This window comes from Streptomyces sp. CA-251387 (assembly GCF_050936625.1).
In the GTDB taxonomy this organism is placed as follows: domain Bacteria; phylum Actinomycetota; class Actinomycetes; order Streptomycetales; family Streptomycetaceae; genus Streptomyces.
This window is the reverse complement of record NZ_JBNJMJ010000001.1, coordinates 273575-290199: the sequence shown is the minus strand read 5'-3', so window position 1 is coordinate 290199 and position 16625 is coordinate 273575. Positions and strand designations below refer to the sequence as shown.

The 16625-nt window shown below is 71.5% G+C and carries 16 protein-coding genes; 7 read left to right on the top strand and 9 right to left on the bottom strand.

All coding sequences use genetic code 11. From position 1 onward, the window contains the following. Positions 1–7 precede the first annotated feature (7 nt). The 3 genes from ACQEV2_RS01340 (at position 8) to ACQEV2_RS01330 (ending at position 3289) form a co-directional block, all read left to right on the top strand. Positions 8–388 (top strand): DoxX family protein, encoded by a 381-nt coding sequence (locus ACQEV2_RS01340; RefSeq protein WP_433035409.1) that lies wholly within the window; start codon positions 8–10, stop codon positions 386–388. Next, positions 385–843, top strand: coding sequence for a peroxiredoxin (locus tag ACQEV2_RS01335; protein WP_433035405.1), 459 nt, complete (start codon positions 385–387; stop codon positions 841–843). Before ACQEV2_RS01340 ends, ACQEV2_RS01335 begins: the two co-directional genes overlap by 4 nt. A gap of 109 nt (positions 844–952) precedes the next feature. Next, positions 953–3289 (top strand): SpoIIE family protein phosphatase, encoded by a 2337-nt coding sequence (locus ACQEV2_RS01330; RefSeq protein WP_433054102.1) that lies wholly within the window; start codon positions 953–955, stop codon positions 3287–3289. Here ACQEV2_RS01330 and ACQEV2_RS01325 read toward each other — a convergent pair whose 3' ends face one another. From ACQEV2_RS01325 to ACQEV2_RS01310, 4 genes are all read right to left on the bottom strand, one after another. Beyond that, positions 3290–3724, bottom strand: coding sequence for a cupin domain-containing protein (locus ACQEV2_RS01325; RefSeq protein ID WP_433035402.1), 435 nt, complete (start codon positions 3722–3724; stop codon positions 3290–3292). A gap of 91 nt (positions 3725–3815) precedes the next feature. After that, positions 3816–4844 carry a non-homologous end-joining DNA ligase gene (gene ligD / locus ACQEV2_RS01320; RefSeq protein ID WP_433035399.1) on the bottom strand — a complete coding sequence of 343 codons (1029 nt, stop codon included), beginning with the start codon at positions 4842–4844 and terminating at the stop codon, positions 3816–3818. A 3-nt stretch (positions 4845–4847) separates the two neighbouring features. Next, positions 4848–5462, bottom strand: a complete 615-nt coding sequence (locus tag ACQEV2_RS01315; protein WP_433035396.1) for a DNA polymerase ligase N-terminal domain-containing protein — start codon at positions 5460–5462, stop codon at positions 4848–4850. A 107-nt stretch (positions 5463–5569) separates the two neighbouring features. Continuing rightward, the gene (locus ACQEV2_RS01310) at positions 5570–6400 is read right to left on the bottom strand and encodes an aldo/keto reductase (RefSeq protein WP_433035394.1); all 831 of its coding nucleotides are present in this window, start codon (positions 6398–6400) and stop codon (positions 5570–5572) included. 96 nt (positions 6401–6496) lie between these two features. On the opposite strand from ACQEV2_RS01310, the gene ACQEV2_RS01305 reads away from it, so the two are divergent. Beyond that, positions 6497–7561: a LacI family DNA-binding transcriptional regulator gene (locus ACQEV2_RS01305; RefSeq protein ID WP_433054099.1), complete on the top strand. Its 1065-nt coding sequence runs from the start codon at positions 6497–6499 to the stop codon at positions 7559–7561. On the opposite strand, the gene ACQEV2_RS01300 is transcribed toward ACQEV2_RS01305, so the two are convergent. Genes ACQEV2_RS01300 through ACQEV2_RS01285 form a run of 4 tightly spaced genes read right to left on the bottom strand, consistent with a single transcriptional unit; the run spans position 7524 to position 12161 of the window. Then, positions 7524–8924, bottom strand: a complete 1401-nt coding sequence (locus ACQEV2_RS01300; RefSeq protein ID WP_433035392.1) for a glycoside hydrolase family 32 protein — start codon at positions 8922–8924, stop codon at positions 7524–7526. The genes ACQEV2_RS01305 and ACQEV2_RS01300 overlap by 38 nt on opposite strands. Next, a complete protein-coding gene (locus ACQEV2_RS01295; RefSeq protein WP_433035389.1) occupies positions 8921–9775 on the bottom strand; it encodes a carbohydrate ABC transporter permease in 855 nt (284 codons plus the stop codon). Before ACQEV2_RS01295 ends, ACQEV2_RS01300 begins: the two co-directional genes overlap by 4 nt. A gap of 14 nt (positions 9776–9789) precedes the next feature. Beyond that, the gene (locus ACQEV2_RS01290) at positions 9790–10755 is read right to left on the bottom strand and encodes a carbohydrate ABC transporter permease (protein ID WP_433035386.1); all 966 of its coding nucleotides are present in this window, start codon (positions 10753–10755) and stop codon (positions 9790–9792) included. Then, positions 10752–12161: an extracellular solute-binding protein gene (locus tag ACQEV2_RS01285; RefSeq protein ID WP_433035383.1), complete on the bottom strand. Its 1410-nt coding sequence runs from the start codon at positions 12159–12161 to the stop codon at positions 10752–10754. Before ACQEV2_RS01285 ends, ACQEV2_RS01290 begins: the two co-directional genes overlap by 4 nt. 171 nt (positions 12162–12332) lie before the next feature. Between ACQEV2_RS01285 and ACQEV2_RS01280 the strand changes: the two genes are divergently transcribed. The 3 genes from ACQEV2_RS01280 to ACQEV2_RS01270 are packed head-to-tail and all read left to right on the top strand — an operon-like array spanning position 12333 to position 15596. Next, complete coding sequence (locus ACQEV2_RS01280; RefSeq protein ID WP_433035380.1) at positions 12333–13886, top strand: glycoside hydrolase family 32 protein; 1554 nt, start codon at positions 12333–12335, stop codon at positions 13884–13886. A 37-nt stretch (positions 13887–13923) separates the two neighbouring features. Continuing rightward, complete coding sequence (locus ACQEV2_RS01275) at positions 13924–14625, top strand: AAA family ATPase (protein ID WP_433035377.1); 702 nt, start codon at positions 13924–13926, stop codon at positions 14623–14625. Continuing rightward, the gene (locus tag ACQEV2_RS01270) at positions 14622–15596 is read left to right on the top strand and encodes a TauD/TfdA dioxygenase family protein (RefSeq protein ID WP_433035374.1); all 975 of its coding nucleotides are present in this window, start codon (positions 14622–14624) and stop codon (positions 15594–15596) included. The genes ACQEV2_RS01275 and ACQEV2_RS01270 overlap by 4 nt, the downstream gene beginning before the upstream one ends. Before the next feature lie 34 nt (positions 15597–15630). Here the strand turns inward: ACQEV2_RS01270 and ACQEV2_RS01265 are convergent, their stop codons facing one another. Then, entirely contained in the window at positions 15631–16509 is an 879-nt protein-coding gene (locus tag ACQEV2_RS01265) for an alpha/beta hydrolase (RefSeq protein ID WP_433035371.1), read from the bottom strand. Between the last annotated feature and the right edge of the window lie 116 nt (positions 16510–16625).

Genomic DNA, 16625 nt, shown 5'->3' with positions numbered 1-16625 from the left:
AGGAGCCGTGCCCCGGTCCCAACGCTCGCCCCTGCTGCTCGCCGGCCTGCTGGCCGCAGCGGGCGTCGCCCACCTCTCCGCACCACGCCGATTCGACGAGATCGTGCCGCGCGCCCTGCCGGGGAGGCCCCGGACCTGGACGTACGTCAGTGGAGCCGCCGAACTGGCGCTGGCGGCCGGGCTGGCGCTGCCGCGTACCCGCAAGGCCGCCGCGCTGGCCACGGCGGCGTTCTTCGTCGGCGTGTTCCCCGCGAACGTGCAGATGGCCGCCGACTGGCGGCACCGCCCAGCGCCGCAGAAGGCCGCCGCCCTCGGCCGGCTGCCGCTGCAGATCCCGCTCGTGCTGTGGGCCCGCAACGTGGCGAAGGGCGCGGAGGGCCGGGCATGAGCGCACAGCTGAAGGTCGGCGACAAGGTCGAGGACTTCTCGCTGCCGGACGAGACCGGCACCACCCGCAGCCTCACCGGCCTGCTCGCCGAGGGACCGGTGGTGCTCTTCTTCTACCCCGCCGCCCTCACCCCGGGCTGCACCGCGGAGGCCTGCCACTTCCGGGATCTCGCCGCCGAGTTCGCCGCGGTCGGCGCACGGCCCGTGGGCATCAGCGGCGACGCCGTCGAACGCCAGCAGGAGTTCGCCGACCGGCACACCCTGGGCATGCCGCTGCTGTCCGACGCCGACGGCAGCGTCCGTGAGCGGTTCGGCGTGACCCGTGGCTTCTCGCTGGCCCCGACGAAACGGGTCACCTTCGTCATAGGGCAGGACCGCACGGTCCTGGAGGTCGTCCGCAGCGAACTGCGCATGAACACCCACGCCGACCGGGCCCTCGCAGCACTGCGCAAGTGAGCCGAGGGCCCCGCGGGACCACGGCGGGCGCGAGCTCCGTTGCCCCGCGGGCGCGACCGCCCGCGCATCGCGGTTGATGCGGTGCCGCGCAGGACTCATGCTGGACGACATGGAGCGCGTCTCCGCTGCGGCGATCATCGATGCCCAGGGTGTCGTCACCGGGTGGAGCGAGGGTGCCCACCGTCTGACCGGCCTGACGGCCGAGGAAGCCGTGGGACGGCCGGTGCGGGAGCTGCTCGCCGAGCAGCCGCCGCCCGAAGCCGTGGCCGCGCTGACCGGCACCGCCGTACTGCGGCACCGGGACGGCCCACCCCTGGCCCTGCACGTGACGGCGTGCGCCGTGCTGGGCGAGGACGGCGGCCCGGGTGGATACGTGATCACCGCCGCACCCCCCGACGAGCACGAGCCCTCCCTGGCGGAGCGGGCCTTCCAGCAGGCGTCCATGTCCATGTCCGTCTTCGACGCCGACCAGCGCTATCTGCGGCTCAACGAAGCGGCCTGCAAGGTCATGGGCGTACCGGAGGAGGTGCTGCTCGGCCGCCACTTCCCGGAAACCGTGGAGGACGAGGTACACAGCCAGGGCTTTCTGCGGCATCTGCGCCAGGTCGCCGAGACGGGCAGGCCGCTGCGCTACGAGAGCTTCACGGGCGCCCCGGCCCTGAACCGGGAGCATGCCTGGACCACCGACATGTGGCCCGTGCGGGACTCCTCCGGCGAGCTGATCGGCACAGCGCTCGCCGCGTTCGACAGCTCCGAACAGTACTGGGCGCGGCAGCGGCTCGCCCTGCTGAACGAGGCGGCCGCCACCATCGGCACGACCCTGGACGTGGTGCGCACCGCCGAGGAGCTCGTCGGGGTCGTGGTGCCCCGGTTCGCCGACTTCGCCAGCGTGGACCTGTTCGACTGGGTCCTCGGCGCCGAGGAACCGCCGGCGCTGGCCGGCACGGACATCGCCCTGCGCCGCGTCGCCCACGGCTCCCGCACCGAGGGCACCCCGGAGGCGGCCGTGCACCTGGGCGAGGTGGACTACTACCCGCCGTTCTCACCGCCGGCCCGCGCGATCCTGGAAGGCCGGGTGATCCAGAGTCACGCGGGCGAACCGGCGTTCATGCGGTGGATCGCCGAACGCAACGCCCGGGCCCCGGAAGGCCGGCGCCACCGCGTCGGCGCCCACTCGATGATGGCGGTGCCCCTGCGGGCCCGCGGCACCACCCTCGGTGTCGCGGTGGCCGTGCGCATCAAGCAGTCCGACGACTACGGCGGCGACGACGCCGTGTTCGCCGAGGAACTCGCCAGCCGGGCCGCCGTCTGCGTCGACAACGCCCGCCGCTTCGCCCGGGAACGCACCACCGCACTGTCCCTGCAGCACAACCTGCTGCCCCGGGGACTGACCGGACAGGCGGCCGTCGAGGTGGCCCACCGCTATCGGCCCTCCGGTTCGCAGGCCGGCATCGGCGGCGACTGGTTCGACGTGATCCCGCTGTCCGGGAGCCGGGTCGCCCTCGTCGTCGGCGACGTCGTCGGGCACGGCATTCCGTCGTCGGCCACCATGGGCCGCCTGTGCACGGCCGTACGCACCCTCGCCGACGTGGACCTGCCGCCCGACGAACTCCTCACCCACCTCGACGACCTCGTCACGCACCTCGCCGGGGACGACACCGACGAGGTCGCCGAACTCGGCGCCACCTGCCTGTACTCCGTCTACGACCCCGTCTCCCGCCGCCTCCACCTAGCCGCCGCCGGTCATCCGCCGCCGGTCCTCGTCCTGCCCGACGGCAGCACACAGGTCCTCGAGCTGAACGCGGGACCGCCGCTCGGTGTCGGCGGACTGCCCTTCGAGGCGATGGAGGTGGAGCTGCCGGAGGGCTCCCTGGTCGCCCTGTACACGGACGGCCTCATCGAGGACCGCGACCGCGACATCGACCACTCCACCGCGGAACTGTGCCGCGCGCTGACCGCGCCCGCGGAGACCCTCGACGCCCTGTGCGACACCGTGCTCAAGGCCGTCCTGCCGGAGGACCCCAGCGACGACGTGGCCCTGCTGCTGGCCCGCACCCGGGCCCTGGGCGAGGACCGCATCGCCACCTGGGACGTCCTGCCGGACCCCGAACAGGTGGCGAGGACCCGGCAGGCCGCCACGGACCAGCTGACCGCGTGGGGACTGGACGAGGCCGCCTTCGTCACCGAACTCGTCGTCAGCGAACTCGTCACCAACGCCATCCGGTACGGCGCACCACCCATCCAGCTCCGCCTGATCCGTGACCGCACCCTCATCTGCGAGGTCTCCGACGGCAGTTCCACCTCCCCGCACCTGCGGCGGGCCCACGCCTACGACGAGGGCGGCCGCGGACTGCTGCTGGTCGCCCAGCTCACCCAGCGCTGGGGCAGCCGGCAGACCGGCAGCGGCAAGACCATCTGGGCCGAACAGCCGCTGCCGCCGGTGTGATCACTCGAAGGGGCAGCCGGGGTTGGGCACGTCCTCGGAGAACGGCGCGCCGTGCGGGAGTATGTAGAACACCTCCAGGACGAGCGTGGTGTCGCCCAGGTTCCGGCCGAGGTGGACGTCGCTCGGTCCGCCCGGCTCGCGCACGACGGTGCCCTGCGGATAGACGCCGTCGGAGGCGCAGTCGGAGTGGTAGTGGCTGAGCGTGCCCTGCTTCACGTATCCGTACACGGGACCGTCGTGGTAGTGCCAGCCGGTGGCCTGGCCGGGCGGCACCGTGACCTCTCGCAGGACGTAGTCGGTGTCACCCACGGTGGTCTGGCTGATGGTCCGGCCGGTGACGCCCGGGCCCGGGGGTGTCGCGTGGGCGGGGCCGCACACGAGGACGGTGGCGGTGGCGACGGCGCCGGTGAGGGCGGTACGGAGTGCGGTGCGCATGCGGGGGGCCTCCTGGAGGAGATGGTTTCCGCCGCGAACATAGAGGCAGACAAGGCCGGTTGGGGGCGGAACCCGAAGATCCGCAAGGCGCTCAGGCGGCCGTACCTCCCGTCGGCCGCTCCCGTACGACGTTCTCGGCCGCCTTGTCGTCCCGCAGCCCCAGGAATCGCGGATGCCGCAGCATGCCGTCCCGGGTCCACTCGGTGAAGCCGATCTGCGCGACCAGCTCCGGCCTCGCCCACCGCGCGCCCGCCTCCCGCACCGGCCCGTCGAACGGCGAGCGCGAGACACGCATCCCGTCCAGGCGCTCCCGCAGCTCGAGCAGCGTGCGCCGGTCGAAGCCGGTGCCGACCTTGCCCGCGTACCGCAGCCGCCCACGCTCGTGATAGCCCAGCAGGAGTGCACCAAGCCCCACCCTGCTCCCGGCCGGTTCGGTGAACCCGCCGACGACGAACTCCTGCCCCTGCGAGCACTTCAGCTTGAGCCAGTCCCTGGACCGGCGCGGCTGGTAGTCGCCGTCGGCCCGCTTGGCGATCAGGCCCTCCCAGCCCCGGGCACAGGCGTCGGCCAGGAGCTCGGCCCCGCCGGCGTTGCGATGGGGCGTCATCCGCAGCGGCGAGCGGTACGTCAGCGCGCGCCGCAGCAGGGACTTGCGGGCCCTGAGCGGCAGCCGTGTGGTGTCGTGGCCGTCCAGCCTGAGCAGGTCGAAGACGTAGTACGTCACGGCGACACCGCTCGCTGCCACGTCCTGCCGCCGGGTCAGGCCCATGCGCTGCTGAAGCCGGGCGAAGTCGGTGTGGCCGCGCGAGAACGCGACGATCTCCCCGTCTACGGTGAAGTCGGCACACGACTGCTCGGCGAGCGCTTCCGCGACCTCCGGGTAGGTGGCGTCGAGCCGGCGCCCCGTGCGGGACAGCAGCGCGACCCGCCCGCCTTCACGCACCGCCAGCACCCGCACCCCGTCCAGCTTCCGCTCGAACAGCCACTCCTCGCCGGAGAAGTCCCGCCGTTCGCTCAGCGTGGCCAGCATGGGCTGCGGGGCCAGGTCCGCCCCCGGTCGAGCCTTCCGCAACAGCCGCTGCTGCTCAGCGGGAAGGCTCTCCAGAAGGGCCGTCGCCACCGTTCACCCCTCGTCGCCGTCCGCGGCGACCTGAGCGAGGGTACGGCCGGTCAGCGCCGAACGGGCCCGGTACGGGTCGGGCGTGCCGTGGGCGCGTGCCCGGCTGCCCTTCCCCGCCTTCACCAGCAGCCACGCCTCCCGGTCGCCGTCCTGCCCGCCGCGGAACCGGGTGAGGGCGTACTCGCCGTGCAGCTTCGATCCCCTCAGCCGGAACGTGGCGTGCCCGCGCTCGATGGACTCGTCGAAGTCCACGGGGCGCCCCTTGCGGTCGTGGCTCAGCGGCTCGTACGTGCCGTGGTCCCAGACGATGACCGTTCCGCCCCCGTACTCGCCCTTCGGGATCACACCCTCGAACTCCTCGTACTCCAGCGGATGGTCCTCGGTGGGCATGGCGAGCCGCTTGTCGTGGGGATCGTCGGAGGGCCCCTTCGGCACCGACCACGACTTCAGTACGTCGTCCACCTGAAGCCGGAAGTCGAAGTGCAGCGTGCTGGCGTCATGGATCTGCACCACGAACCGCGGCTCCTCACCCGGACCCGCCCCACGCCCCTCCGGCTCCCGCGTCCGCGCAAAGTCCCGCTTCCCCCGATAGTCCCGCAGCCGGTCCTTCTCAGTCACAAGCGCCTCCTTCCCGAACGCCTCGAGTACCCCGCCGACGGCGGCCTGCATGCCTGGGCCGGAGCGTCGCTCAGCTCATCGACGCGGGGCAGGGGTTCTCGGGCCGGTCAGAACTCCTCGTGCACTTCGGGATCCCCGCCGATGCGCCGGTGGGCGCGGTCCGCGATCGCCGTCATCTGGACGGGGCTGAGGTCGAAGCCGAAGACGTCCAGGTTCTCGCGCTGTCGCCCGGGGTCGGCGGACTTCGGGACGGGGACGGCGCCGAGCTGGATGTGCCAGCGCAGGACGGTCTGGCCCGGCGTCACCCCGTGTGCCTCGGCGATCGAGAGGATCACGGGATCGTCCAGCAGGGCCGTGCCGCGGCCCAGGGGGCTCCAGCTCTCGGTCAGGATGCCCTTGCCGGTGTGGAAGGCGCGCAGTTCCGCCTGCGGAAACAGCGGGTGCAGCTCGATCTGGTTGACCGCGGGGAGGACCCCGGTCTCCTTCTCCAGCCGCTCGATGTGCTCGGGCGTGAAGTTGGAGACGCCGATCGACCGGACGAGACCGTCCTCGCGGAGCTTGATCATCGCCTTCCAGGAGTCGACGTACTTGTCGACGCGGGGGAGTGGCCAGTGGATGAGGTAGAGGTCCACGTGGTCCAGGCCGAGCCGGGCGCGGGACTCCTCGAAGGAGGCGAGGGTCTCCTCGTAGCCGTGATGCCGGCCCGGGAGCTTCGTCGTCACCACCACGTCCTCGCGCGGAACCCCGCTGCGGGCGACGGCCCGGCCGACCCCCGTCTCGTTGCGGTAGTTCGTCGCCGTGTCGACGAGGCGGTAGCCCAGCTCCAGGGCGTCCAGAACCGCCCGTTCCGCCTGCGCGTCGTCCAGCGGCCAGGTGCCCAGACCGATGGCGGGGATCGTCGTACCGTCGTTGAGCGTGTGCGCCGGGATGCTGATCACTGTGGGACCTTCCCTCGACTGTGCCGTACACCCAGCGTCACGGATAGGGTGAGGATTGATCAACCGGACGGGTGGGGGATGAGGGCGGCGGACGGCATGGGCGGCACCGAGGAGAGGCAGGCGACGGGATCGGCGCGTCCCACGTCACGGGACGTCGCCCGGCTCGCCGGCGTGTCGCACACGGCTGTCTCCTTCGTCTTCAACGGCCGCGCCGAGGGCAACCTCTCGCCCGCCACCCAGGAACGCATCCGCGACGCCGCGGCCCGGCTCGGCTACCGCCCCGACCCCGTCGCCCGCGGCCTGCGCCGCCGCCGTACCGCCGTGATCGGCCTGGTCACCGACGAGATCGCCTCCTCCCCCTTCGCCGGCCGGCTGCTGCGCGGCGCCATGGAGACCGCCTGGGGCAGCGACCACCTCGTCCTGACCATCGACTCCGGCGGCGACCCCGCCAAGGAGGACGCGGCCGTCGCCGAACTCCTCGACCGGCGCGTGGACGGCATCATCTACGCGGCCATGTCCCTGCGCCGTGTCCGCGTCCCTGAGGGCCTGCACCGCACCCACTCCGTCCTCGCCAACTGCCTGCCCGAGGACGACTCCCTGCCCTCCGTCATCCCCGCCGAGCGCGCGGGCGGCCGTACGGCGGCCCGGCTGCTGCTGGACGAGGGGCACCGCAGGGTGGCCATGGTGGGCGGCCAGGACGACATCGCCTCCGTCGACCGCCTGCGCGGCTTCCGGGACGCGCTGCGCGCCGAGGGCATCACCGTCCCCAAGGAGTGGGTCGTCAGGAGCGGAGGCGAGATCAGCGGAGGTTACGAGGGCGCGATGCGCGTCCTCGACGGGCTCCCCGCCGACCGGCGGCCCACCGGGATCTTCTGCTACAACGACCGGGTCGCGGCCGGCGTCCTGCACGCCGCGACCCGGCTCGGCATCGCCGTCCCCGGCGAGCTGTCGGTGGTCGGCTACGACGACCAGGAGCACATGTCCGAGTTCCTCACCCCGCCCCTCACCAGCGTCGCGCTGCCCCACCGGGCGATGGGCGAGGCCGCCGCACGGCTGGTCCTCGACTCCATCGACACCGGCAGGACGCCGCCCGCGACGGTACGGCGCCTCGCCTGCCCGGTGATCACTCGTGCGTCGGTGGGACCAGCTCCCAGCCGGTGACGGCCGCCGCGGAACCCGTGACGACCAGCTCGGGCACATCGTCCGGCCGCCGGTAGACCCGCTCGGTGACCGTCGCCCGGTCGCCGACGAACAGCTCCAGCAGCGAGCCGTCGACGAGGATCCGCACCTCACCGGCCGGCGCCCGCACGACGATCGGTCCCGCTCCCTCGGGTCCCGTCCGGGGCCAGTCCCCGCGGTCGAGCGTCACCGTGCCCTCCTCGGGGTCCAGCAGAATCCTCAACTCCGCGCCTGAGGCTGACCGCAGCAGGCTCACCGTGGTCCGCCCCGATGCGGTGACGGTCAGGTCGTACGCCTCCGGCAGCGGCGTCGGACAGCCCGGTGCCGTGACGAACGGCCCGTCCGCACGCAGCAGTTCGAGCTCCGGAGCCGGTACGACCCGCAGCGACCCGTCCGGCTGCGTGTCCACGACCCTCGGCGCGGTCAGGACACCGGCCCAGCCCGCCCGGTCGACCTCGCTCTGCTCGCGGGCCTCCCAGGACCAGCCCCACATCAACGCCCGCTCCGGCTCCTGGAGCACGGCGGGGGCGTAGAAGTCCCGCCCGTGGTCCAGCCGCCCGCCCACGCGGGCCTCGAAGCGCAACCCGTCTTCCCCGTACGGTCGCAGACGGCCCGTCAGATACCCGGTGGAGCACGGATCCCCGTCCCACAGGGACAACACGAGCACCCACTCCCCGCCCGCCGTCACATACAACTGCGGGCACTCCCAGCCCACCGCCTTGTCGCCGAAGGCATCCACCGCGACCGGGTCGTTGCCGTCCAGGAGCACCCCGGCGAACCGCCAGTCGGCCAGGTCGTCGCAGTCGTACAGCAGCACCGACGGTGTCCCGTCGGCATGCCCCGCACCGACCGCCGCCCACCGTCGGCCCTCGCTGCGGAAGACGAACGGGTCGCGGAACATCACCACGTCCAGGTCGGCGGGCGGGCCGGTCACCACCGGCGTCGCCAGGGGCCGCCAGTCGGTCAGCGTCTCGTCCTCCGGTACCAGCGCCCGCGCCAGGCAGATCGAGCCGAGACCGGTGTGCTGCCGGTCGACGCCCGTGTACACGGCCGTCGGCACCCCGTCGTCGTCGACCACGCACCCCGACCAGCAGCCCGCCTCGTCCGGGCCGCCCGGGGTCGGGGTGAGCGCGATCGGATGGTGCTCCCAGTGGACGAGGTCGTGGCTGGAGACATGGCCCCAGTGGACGTTGGCGTGTACCGGGGCGTCGGGGTTGTGCTGGTAGAAGAGGTGGTGGCGGCCCCGCCAACGGAAGGGACCGTTCGGGTCGTTGATCCAGTTGGCGGGGGGACGGACCCGGAAGCGCGGGGCGCTGGGGTCCGTGGACTGAGCGGCGAGGCTCAACGGTTGACTCCTGCGGACGTGATGCCCTCACGCAGAGGGCGCTGACCGACGACGAACACGGCGACGGCGGGGATCATGGAGAGCACGACACCGGCGAGCACCACCGAGATGGAGCCGGTGCCCAGGTTGCCCTGGAGGGAGACCAGGCCCAGGGGGAGCGTGTAGTTCTGGCCGGAGGTCTCCAGGATCAGCGGGCGGAAGAACTCGTTCCAGTGGTAGTTGAAGGCCAGTACGCCGACGATCGCGAGACCGGGCGCGGCCAGCGGGGCGTACACGGACCGGAAGATCCGCCAGGGCCCGCAGCCGTCCAGCATCGCCGCCTCGCCCAGGTCCTTGGGCATGCCCAGGAAGTACTGGCGCATCAGGAAGGTGCCGAAGGCGGTCGGGAAGGCCGGGATGATCAGGCCGAGCAGCGTGTCGGTCAGGCTCATCGATTTCAGGACCAGGAACACCGGCACGATCGTGACCTGCAGCGGCACCATCATGGTCGCCAGGACCAGCCCGAACAGGGGCTTCTTGAACCGGAACTCGAGGCGTGCGAAGGCGTATCCGGCCAGCCCCGCCGTGATCATCTGGCCGACCGCGATCAGCGCGGTCACCAGCGTCGAGTTCAGGGCGAGCAGCCAGACGTCGATCTGGTCGAAGACCCCGCGGTACGACTCCATGGTGGGTTCCGTCGGGATGATCTTCGGCGGCAGGTCGAAGGACTCGGCCGGCGTGCGCAGGGAGGTGGAGACGGTCCAGATGACCGGGCCGAGGGTCAGCAGCGCGCACACGGTCAGTCCGGCGATGCGTGCCCACGGCGCGAGCGAGTACCGGGCACGGCTGAGGTTCATTGTCGCTTGGCTCATGGGACTCACCCGGCTCACTGGTAGTGGACGAAACGCCGGCTGAGCCGGAACTGGAGGGCGGTGACCGCCATGATCAGCACGAAGAGCAGGACGCCCACCGCGGAGGCCTCGCCGAAGCGGAGCTGCTCGAAGGCGCTCTCGTAGATGACCATCACGACGGTGCGGGTGGCGTCGCCGGGCCCGCCGTTGGTGAGGACGTACGGCTGCTCGAAGACCTGAAGCGCGTTGATGATGCCGACCACCGACGCGACCAGCAGCGTCGGCGACAGCAGCGGCAGCGTGATGTTCAGGTGCTTGCGCAGGCCGGTCGCGCCGTCCAGGGAGGCGGCCTCGTGGATCTCCTTGGGGATGTTGTTGAGACCCCCGACGAACAGCAGGAACGAGAAACCGAACTGCTGCCACACATAGACCAGGACCACCGTGGCCATGGCCGCGTTCTCGGACGTCAGCCACGGCACCGGAGCGATCCCGACCACTCCCAGCAGCCAGTTCACCATCCCGAAGTCCTGGTTGAACAGGTACTTCATCACCACCGAGATCGACGCGGCGGACAGCACCAGCGGGAAGAAGAACGCCGAGCGGAACATCGACCGCAGCCACACCGGCATGCGCCCGTTCACCGCGAGCGCCAGGACGAGGGCGATGAGCAGTTGCAGCGCGACCGCGAACACCATGAAGACCAGGGTGTTGCGGAAGGAGACGAGCACGGTCGAATCGCCGAAGACCTCACGGTAGTTGGCGGCTCCGGCGAAGCTGGGGTCGTCGATGACGTTCCAGTGGAAGAGGCTCAGCACCACCGAGCCGACGATCGGGACGACCGTGAAGACCACGATGCCGACGATCGTCGGTGCCAGGAACAGCGTGGCCAGCAGCCGGGCACCGCGGTCACGGGCGGACGGACGGGGCGCGACGGCCGGCGCAGCGGTCGGGGGAGCGGTCGGCGGCTTCGGCCGGACGGCCGGTATCCGGGTGTTCGTCATACGTCACGCTCCATGGCCTTCTCCAGATCGCTCTGCATCCGCCGCAGCGCGGGGGCGACCGCACGCCGGGAGGCCAGCGCGGTACCGGTGTGCTTCAGCAGCACCTGCTCGACCTCGGCGACCTGCGGGGGCGCGGGGATCGGCCCGGTGTCGGGGAACTTGTCGAGGGTGTCGTAGAAGACCTGCCAGTGGTTCGGGCCGGTCTCCTGGTAGCGGTCGGCGGTCAGCATCGAGCGGCGCGCCGGGGTGGTCTGGTTGGTTTCGAACAGCCGCATCAGGGTGTCCCTGCGGGCGGCGTACTTGATGAACTCCCAGGCCTCCGCCTGCTTCTTCGACGTGCGCAGCAGCGCGTAGCCGGCGGCGCCGTACTGCATGCGCTGCGTGCGCCAGCGCGGGAAGTACTGCACGTCGAAGCCGTCGGCCTTCATGCCCGCCAGATGCAGGCCGCCCGCCCAGAAACCGCCCGCCGGTGTGACCCCGACCCGGCCGGTGGAGAACACGCCGATCAGGTTCTGGCCGTTGCCCCCCTCGGGCCGGGTGCACAGGCCCTCCTGGACGAGCGAGGCGAGATAGTCGTACGCCTCCTCCACGCGGGCGTCGGTCGCCTGCGGGGTCGTCCACCGGAAGCCGCCGCCGCGCCCCTCCCGTTCCGCGGCCCGATAGAAGGAGTCCCACAGCCAGGCGCCCCCCGGCGCCTTGGACTCGGTGAGCAGGTTGGTGTCGTTGGCGAAGAGCCAGGGCACCACGCCGCCCCAGAGCCGGTTGGTCCAGAAGTACGGCGTGAACTGGGAGCCGCTGGACTTCTTCATGTCCCGCAGCAGCGCGGTGAAGTCGTCGCGGGTCCAGTCGGCCGGCGGGAAGCTCGCGCCGGCCCGCTTCAGCACCTGGGTGTTGAAGTACATGTCGGCCGCGTTGAACTCGACCGGCAGCTGGTAGAGGCTCCCTTCGTACATCATCGACTCCACCAGCGACGGATGGACGTCGGCGAAGTACTCGCGCAGCTCCTCGGCGTCCCGCTTCACCCAGTCGTCCAGCGGGACCCCGAGGCGCTGCGCGAACAGCTGCACGCCCTCGGTGGCGACGTACACGAGGTCGGGGGCGGTGCCCGCCGCGATCTGGGTGAGGATCTTCGCGAAGAAGTCCGACCAGTCGACGGCCTGCACGGCGTTGATCCGCAGCTTGATGTCGGGGTGGACCTTCTTGAAGCCCTCGGTGAGCGTGCGGATGGCCTCCGGCCCGTAGGCGGGGCCGAGCGTGGCGACGACGAGGGAGCCGTCGTCGCGGCCGGGGATGTCGGCTCCGGTGAGCCGGTCCCAGCTCGCGGCGGTACCGGCCAGCGCGGCGGCTCCCGCGCCGTAGGCGCCGTACCGCAGCAGGGTGCGGCGGGTGAGATGCGAGTCGGTCATTCAGGGTGGGCCTAACTCGTGTTAGCCGAATCTGATGACCCAGATGATGTGAAGCACGTTACGGGCCTGTCAAGAGTCCCGAACGACTTGACCTTTAACGAGTTAGGTCGCAGAGTCCTGATCCACATGAGCCGCCGTTCTGAGCCTCGACGACGAGAGGAACGATGTGTGATGCGTGGATTGTCCAGAAGAGCGCTCTTCGCCGGTTCGGCGGCGGGCGCGGCGACCGCACTGCTACCTGCCGCGAGCCCCGCCGCCGCGAAACCCAAGACCGCCGCCACCTGCGCCAGTTACCGTGCCGCGTACCACTTCACGGTCCCGGACCAGTGGAAGAACGACCCGCAGCGGCCGGTGTGGATCGGCGGCGAGTACCACTACTACTACCTGTACAACGCGGACTACTTCACTGGCGTCGAAGGCACCGCCTGGCGCCTGGCCACCAGCACCGACCTGGTGTCCTTCACGGACCGCGGCGTCGCCGTGCCCAAGGACACGACCCCCAACGGCGACGTCTGGTCGGGCTCGGCGGTGGTGGACAGGGACAACACCGCGGGCTTCGGTGCCGGCGCGGTGATCGTGATCGCCACCATGTCGCCCGGCGGCGGCACCGATCACCAGGAGCAGTTCCTGTACTACTCGACCGACGGCGGGCGCACGTTCACCAACTACGGCACCGACCCGGTCCTGCCCACTCCGCGGGTGGGAGCCGACTTCCGCGACCCCAAGGTGATCCGCGACGAGGACCGCGACCGCTGGGTGATGGCGCTCGCCGAAGGCACCAAGGTGGGCTTCTACCACTCCGCCGATCTCAAGACGTGGACGTACGCGGGCGGCTTCATCAAGGAGGGCATCGGGACGCTGGAGTGTCCCGACCTGTTCCGCATCACCGCCGAGGACGGCACGGCGAAGTGGGTGCTGGGCGTCAGCGCCAACGGGAAGGGTTCGGGGCTGCCCAACACCTACGCGTACTGGACGGGCTCCTTCGACGGCAGCGCGTTCACCGCCGACGCCGCAGACCCTCAGTGGCTCGACCACGGCTGGGACTGGTACGGGGCCGTCACCTTCGAGAAGCACCGGAGCGACGGCTCGGTGGACCCGTCCGTCCGGTACGCGCTGGGCTGGCTGAACAACTGGGACTACGCGCACCGCACGCCCACCATCGACTGCGACGGCTTCAACGGCACCGACTCGATCGTCCGGGAGATCACCCTGAAGCGGGCCTCCTCCGGAACCCACTACCTCGCCTCACGACCGGTCGCCGCACTGGACCACCACGTCTCCCGCACGCTGAACCTGGGCGACCTGGAGGTCACCGGCACCCGCGTGCTCGACTACCGCGGCACGGCCTACGAGGTGACCTGCGAGATCACCTGGGACCAACTCACCGGCGCCGGCTTACAGCTGCGCCGCTCACCCGACGGCGGCCGCCACATCGACGCCGGGATCTACCGCGACTACGCCTTCCTCAACCGCCGCCCCACCGTCAACCCCGACGCCTCCGGCAGGTGGCAGGAGAGCCACAGCCCGTTCGACCCGTCCGCCCGCACGGTGAAGCTGCGCATTCTGGTCGACCGTACGTCCGTGGAGATGTTCGTGGACGACGGCCGGTACGTGCACTCGTCGGCGGCCTTTCCCTATCTGATCGACACCGGGCTCGCGCTGTTCACGATCGACGGGACGGCGGTGTTCCGGAACACGGTGATACGGGAGTTCGCCGTGGGATGAGTCGGGGGTTCGCCGTGGGATGAGTAGGGTCGACGGCATGCAGTGCGTGCGCGTCGTGCTCATCGGGGGAACCTCCCACACCGGCAAGTCGACCGTGGCCCGGGCCGTCGCCGAGCGGCTCGGGTTCGACTGCCGCTCGACGGACAAGCTCGCCCGGCACCCGGGGCGGCCCTGGCGGACGGCGGAGTGGGAGCCGCCGCCGCATGTCGCCGAGCACTACGCCGGCCTCGACGTGGACGAGCTGATCCGGTCGGTGCTCGACCACTACGCAGGCCTGTGGCCGCGCATCGAGGCACTGATCAACGACCGGGCGAGGGGAGACGGCCCGGGCCTGGTCCTGGAGGGCTCCGCGCTGTGGCCCACCCGCGTGGCCGGGCTGACGTCCGTGCCGCACACGGGAGCCGTATGGCTCACGGCCGACGAGGCGGTGCTGCGTGAGCGCTTGCGGTCGTCGGCCCGCTATGGGGAACTGACGGGCCGGGAACGGTACTTGGTGGACAAGTTCCTGGCCCGTGCCGAGCGTTTTCAGACGCTGGTGGCGCAGGCCGTGGACGCGCACGGCCTGGCCCGCATCGACACGGGCGGGCGCTCGGTGGGGGAGCTGGTGGACGCGGTGCTGACGACCGCGGGCCTCCCCGTGCACCGAGGCCCCGTCGCCACGCCCGCCGAACACTGTCACGATCTTCCTGGAACCGGCTCGGACCGGAGCCGGTGCGGACGACCGACGGAGCGCGCATGACGACGGACAGGTTCCCTGCGGACGGGACGGAGCAGGCCATCGGGATCGAGGTGAACCCGGTCGCCGGACACATCGGGGCGGAGATCGCCGGCGTCGACCTGGCCGGGGACCTGGACGACGCCGTGGTCGCCGCGATCCGGGCGGCGGTGCTGCGCTGGAAGGTGGTGTTCTTCCGGGGGCAGCGGCTGGACCACGCCGGCCATGTCGCGTTCGCGCGCCGCTTCGGCGAACCGGTCGTGCTGGGGCGGCGCGGGAAGGCCTCCCCGCCGGACGTCCCCGAGATCGAAACCACCGCCGACCGGCTGGAGTTGGGCGGCCGCTTCGGCATGGAGCACGACGAGTGGCTGCGCCGCCGCCGGCACACCCTGCTGCGCGGCTGGCACTGCGACCACGGCGCCCGCATCGACCCGCCCGCCGCGACGATCCTGCGCGCCGAGACCGTACCGCCCTACGGCGGCGACACGACCTGGTCGAACCTGGCGGCCGCGTACGCCGGACTGTCCGGCCCGGTCAGGGAGTTCGTGGACGGCCTGCGGGCCGAGCACCGGCTCGGCGTCGGCTACCAGCCCCGGCCCGGCGACGACGCGTACGTCCGCCATTTGCTGGACCATCAGGTCGCCTCGCTGCATCCGCTGGTGCGCGTCCACCCGGAGACGGGGGAGCGGGTCCTCTACGTCAACGGCTACTACGTCGAGCAGATCGCCGACCTCTCCCGGGCCGAGAGCCGGGCGATCCTCGACATGCTGCTGGAGCAGGCGGTACGGCCCGAGTACACGGTCCGCTTCCGCTGGGAACCCGGCAGCGTGGCCTTCTGGGACAACCGGGCCACCATCCACCTCGCCCCCGGCGACACCGCCCACCTCGACTTTCCCCGGATCATGCACCGCGTGATGCTCGCCGGGGACGTACCGGTCGGGGTGGACGGCAAACCGTCGGAGCCGATCATCGGGACCGAGCCGGGGCGCTGGTAGCCGACACCGGCGCATCCGGCGCGCTTCCCTCCTGTCAGCGGGCGAGCAGTTCCCGTAGCGCCTTCACGATGTCGTCCGGCGCCTCCTCGGCCATGAAGTGGCCGCAGGTGACCGTGGTGTGCCGCAGGTCGGCCGCCCAGGCGCGCCACAGCGCGGCGGCGTCGAAGCCGAGGGCCGCGCCCCAGTCCTGCTGGAGCACACTGACCGGCATCCCGAGCGTGCGGCCCGCGGCGCGGTCGGCCCGGTCGTGCTCGATGTCCACGCCGGCGGAGGCCCGGTAGTCGGCGACGATCGAGGGCACCGCCTCCCGGCAGGCCGCCAGGTAGGCGGCGCGGACCTCCGCCGGGACGGCTCGCCGATCGGCCGTCCAGGTGTCGAGGAAGTGGCCGAAGAAGGCGTCCGGGGCGGCGCCGATCATGCGCTCGGGCAGGCCCGGCGGCTGGGCCATCAGATAGAGGTGGAAGCCGACGGCGGCGGTGACACCGTGCATCACCTCCCACATGTCGAGGGTCGGCAGGACATCCAGGCACGCCAGATGGGTGAGCATGCCGGGATGATCGAGTGCGGCACGGAAGGCCACCAGGGCGCCACGGTCGTGCCCCGCCAACGCGAAGCGCTCGTGCCCGAGTTCGCGGGCCAGGGCCACGACGTCCGCGGCCATGGTGCGCTTGGCGTAGACGGTGCCGTCGGTCTCCGCCGGTTTGTCGCTGGCGCCGTAGCCGCGCAGGTCGGGGCAGATCACGGTGTGGTCGGCGGCGAGGGCGGCCGCCACATGGCGCCACATCAGGTGGGTCTGCGGGAAGCCGTGCAGCAGGACGACGGGTGTGCCGGAGCCGCCGACGGCCGTGTGCAGGGACACTCCGTCGGCGACGGGGACGCGATGATGATCGAAGCCGGCGATGACAGGTGTCACGGCTCCGCTCCTTCCTGCGCGAACGCGAATGGATTGGTTGCGATCACTTGGTTCTGAATGGGTGGCGATCGAGTGGTGGAGGATGCCTCTCAGGGAGCCCAGGGGACTCCGCCCCC

What these genes read in the sequence shown, in the direction of transcription:
- ACQEV2_RS01335 (WP_433035405.1), top strand. Translation starts at nt 385, where the DNA reads ATGAGCGCACAGCTGAAGGTCGGCGACAAGGTCGAGGACTTCTCGCTG.
- ACQEV2_RS01330 (WP_433054102.1), top strand. Translation starts at nt 953, where the DNA reads ATGGAGCGCGTCTCCGCTGCGGCGATCATCGATGCCCAGGGTGTCGTC.
- ACQEV2_RS01325 (WP_433035402.1), bottom strand. Translation starts at nt 3,724, where the DNA reads ATGCGCACCGCACTCCGTACCGCCCTCACCGGCGCCGTCGCCACCGCC.
- ACQEV2_RS01280 (WP_433035380.1), top strand. Translation starts at nt 12,333, where the DNA reads ATGCGTGGATTGTCCAGAAGAGCGCTCTTCGCCGGTTCGGCGGCGGGC.
- ACQEV2_RS01285 (WP_433035383.1), bottom strand. Translation starts at nt 12,161, where the DNA reads ATGACCGACTCGCATCTCACCCGCCGCACCCTGCTGCGGTACGGCGCC.
- ACQEV2_RS01295 (WP_433035389.1), bottom strand. Translation starts at nt 9,775, where the DNA reads ATGAGCCAAGCGACAATGAACCTCAGCCGTGCCCGGTACTCGCTCGCG.
- ACQEV2_RS01290 (WP_433035386.1), bottom strand. Translation starts at nt 10,755, where the DNA reads ATGACGAACACCCGGATACCGGCCGTCCGGCCGAAGCCGCCGACCGCT.
- ACQEV2_RS01305 (WP_433054099.1), top strand. Translation starts at nt 6,497, where the DNA reads ATGGGCGGCACCGAGGAGAGGCAGGCGACGGGATCGGCGCGTCCCACG.
- ACQEV2_RS01270 (WP_433035374.1), top strand. Translation starts at nt 14,622, where the DNA reads ATGACGACGGACAGGTTCCCTGCGGACGGGACGGAGCAGGCCATCGGG.
- ACQEV2_RS01275 (WP_433035377.1), top strand. Translation starts at nt 13,924, where the DNA reads ATGCAGTGCGTGCGCGTCGTGCTCATCGGGGGAACCTCCCACACCGGC.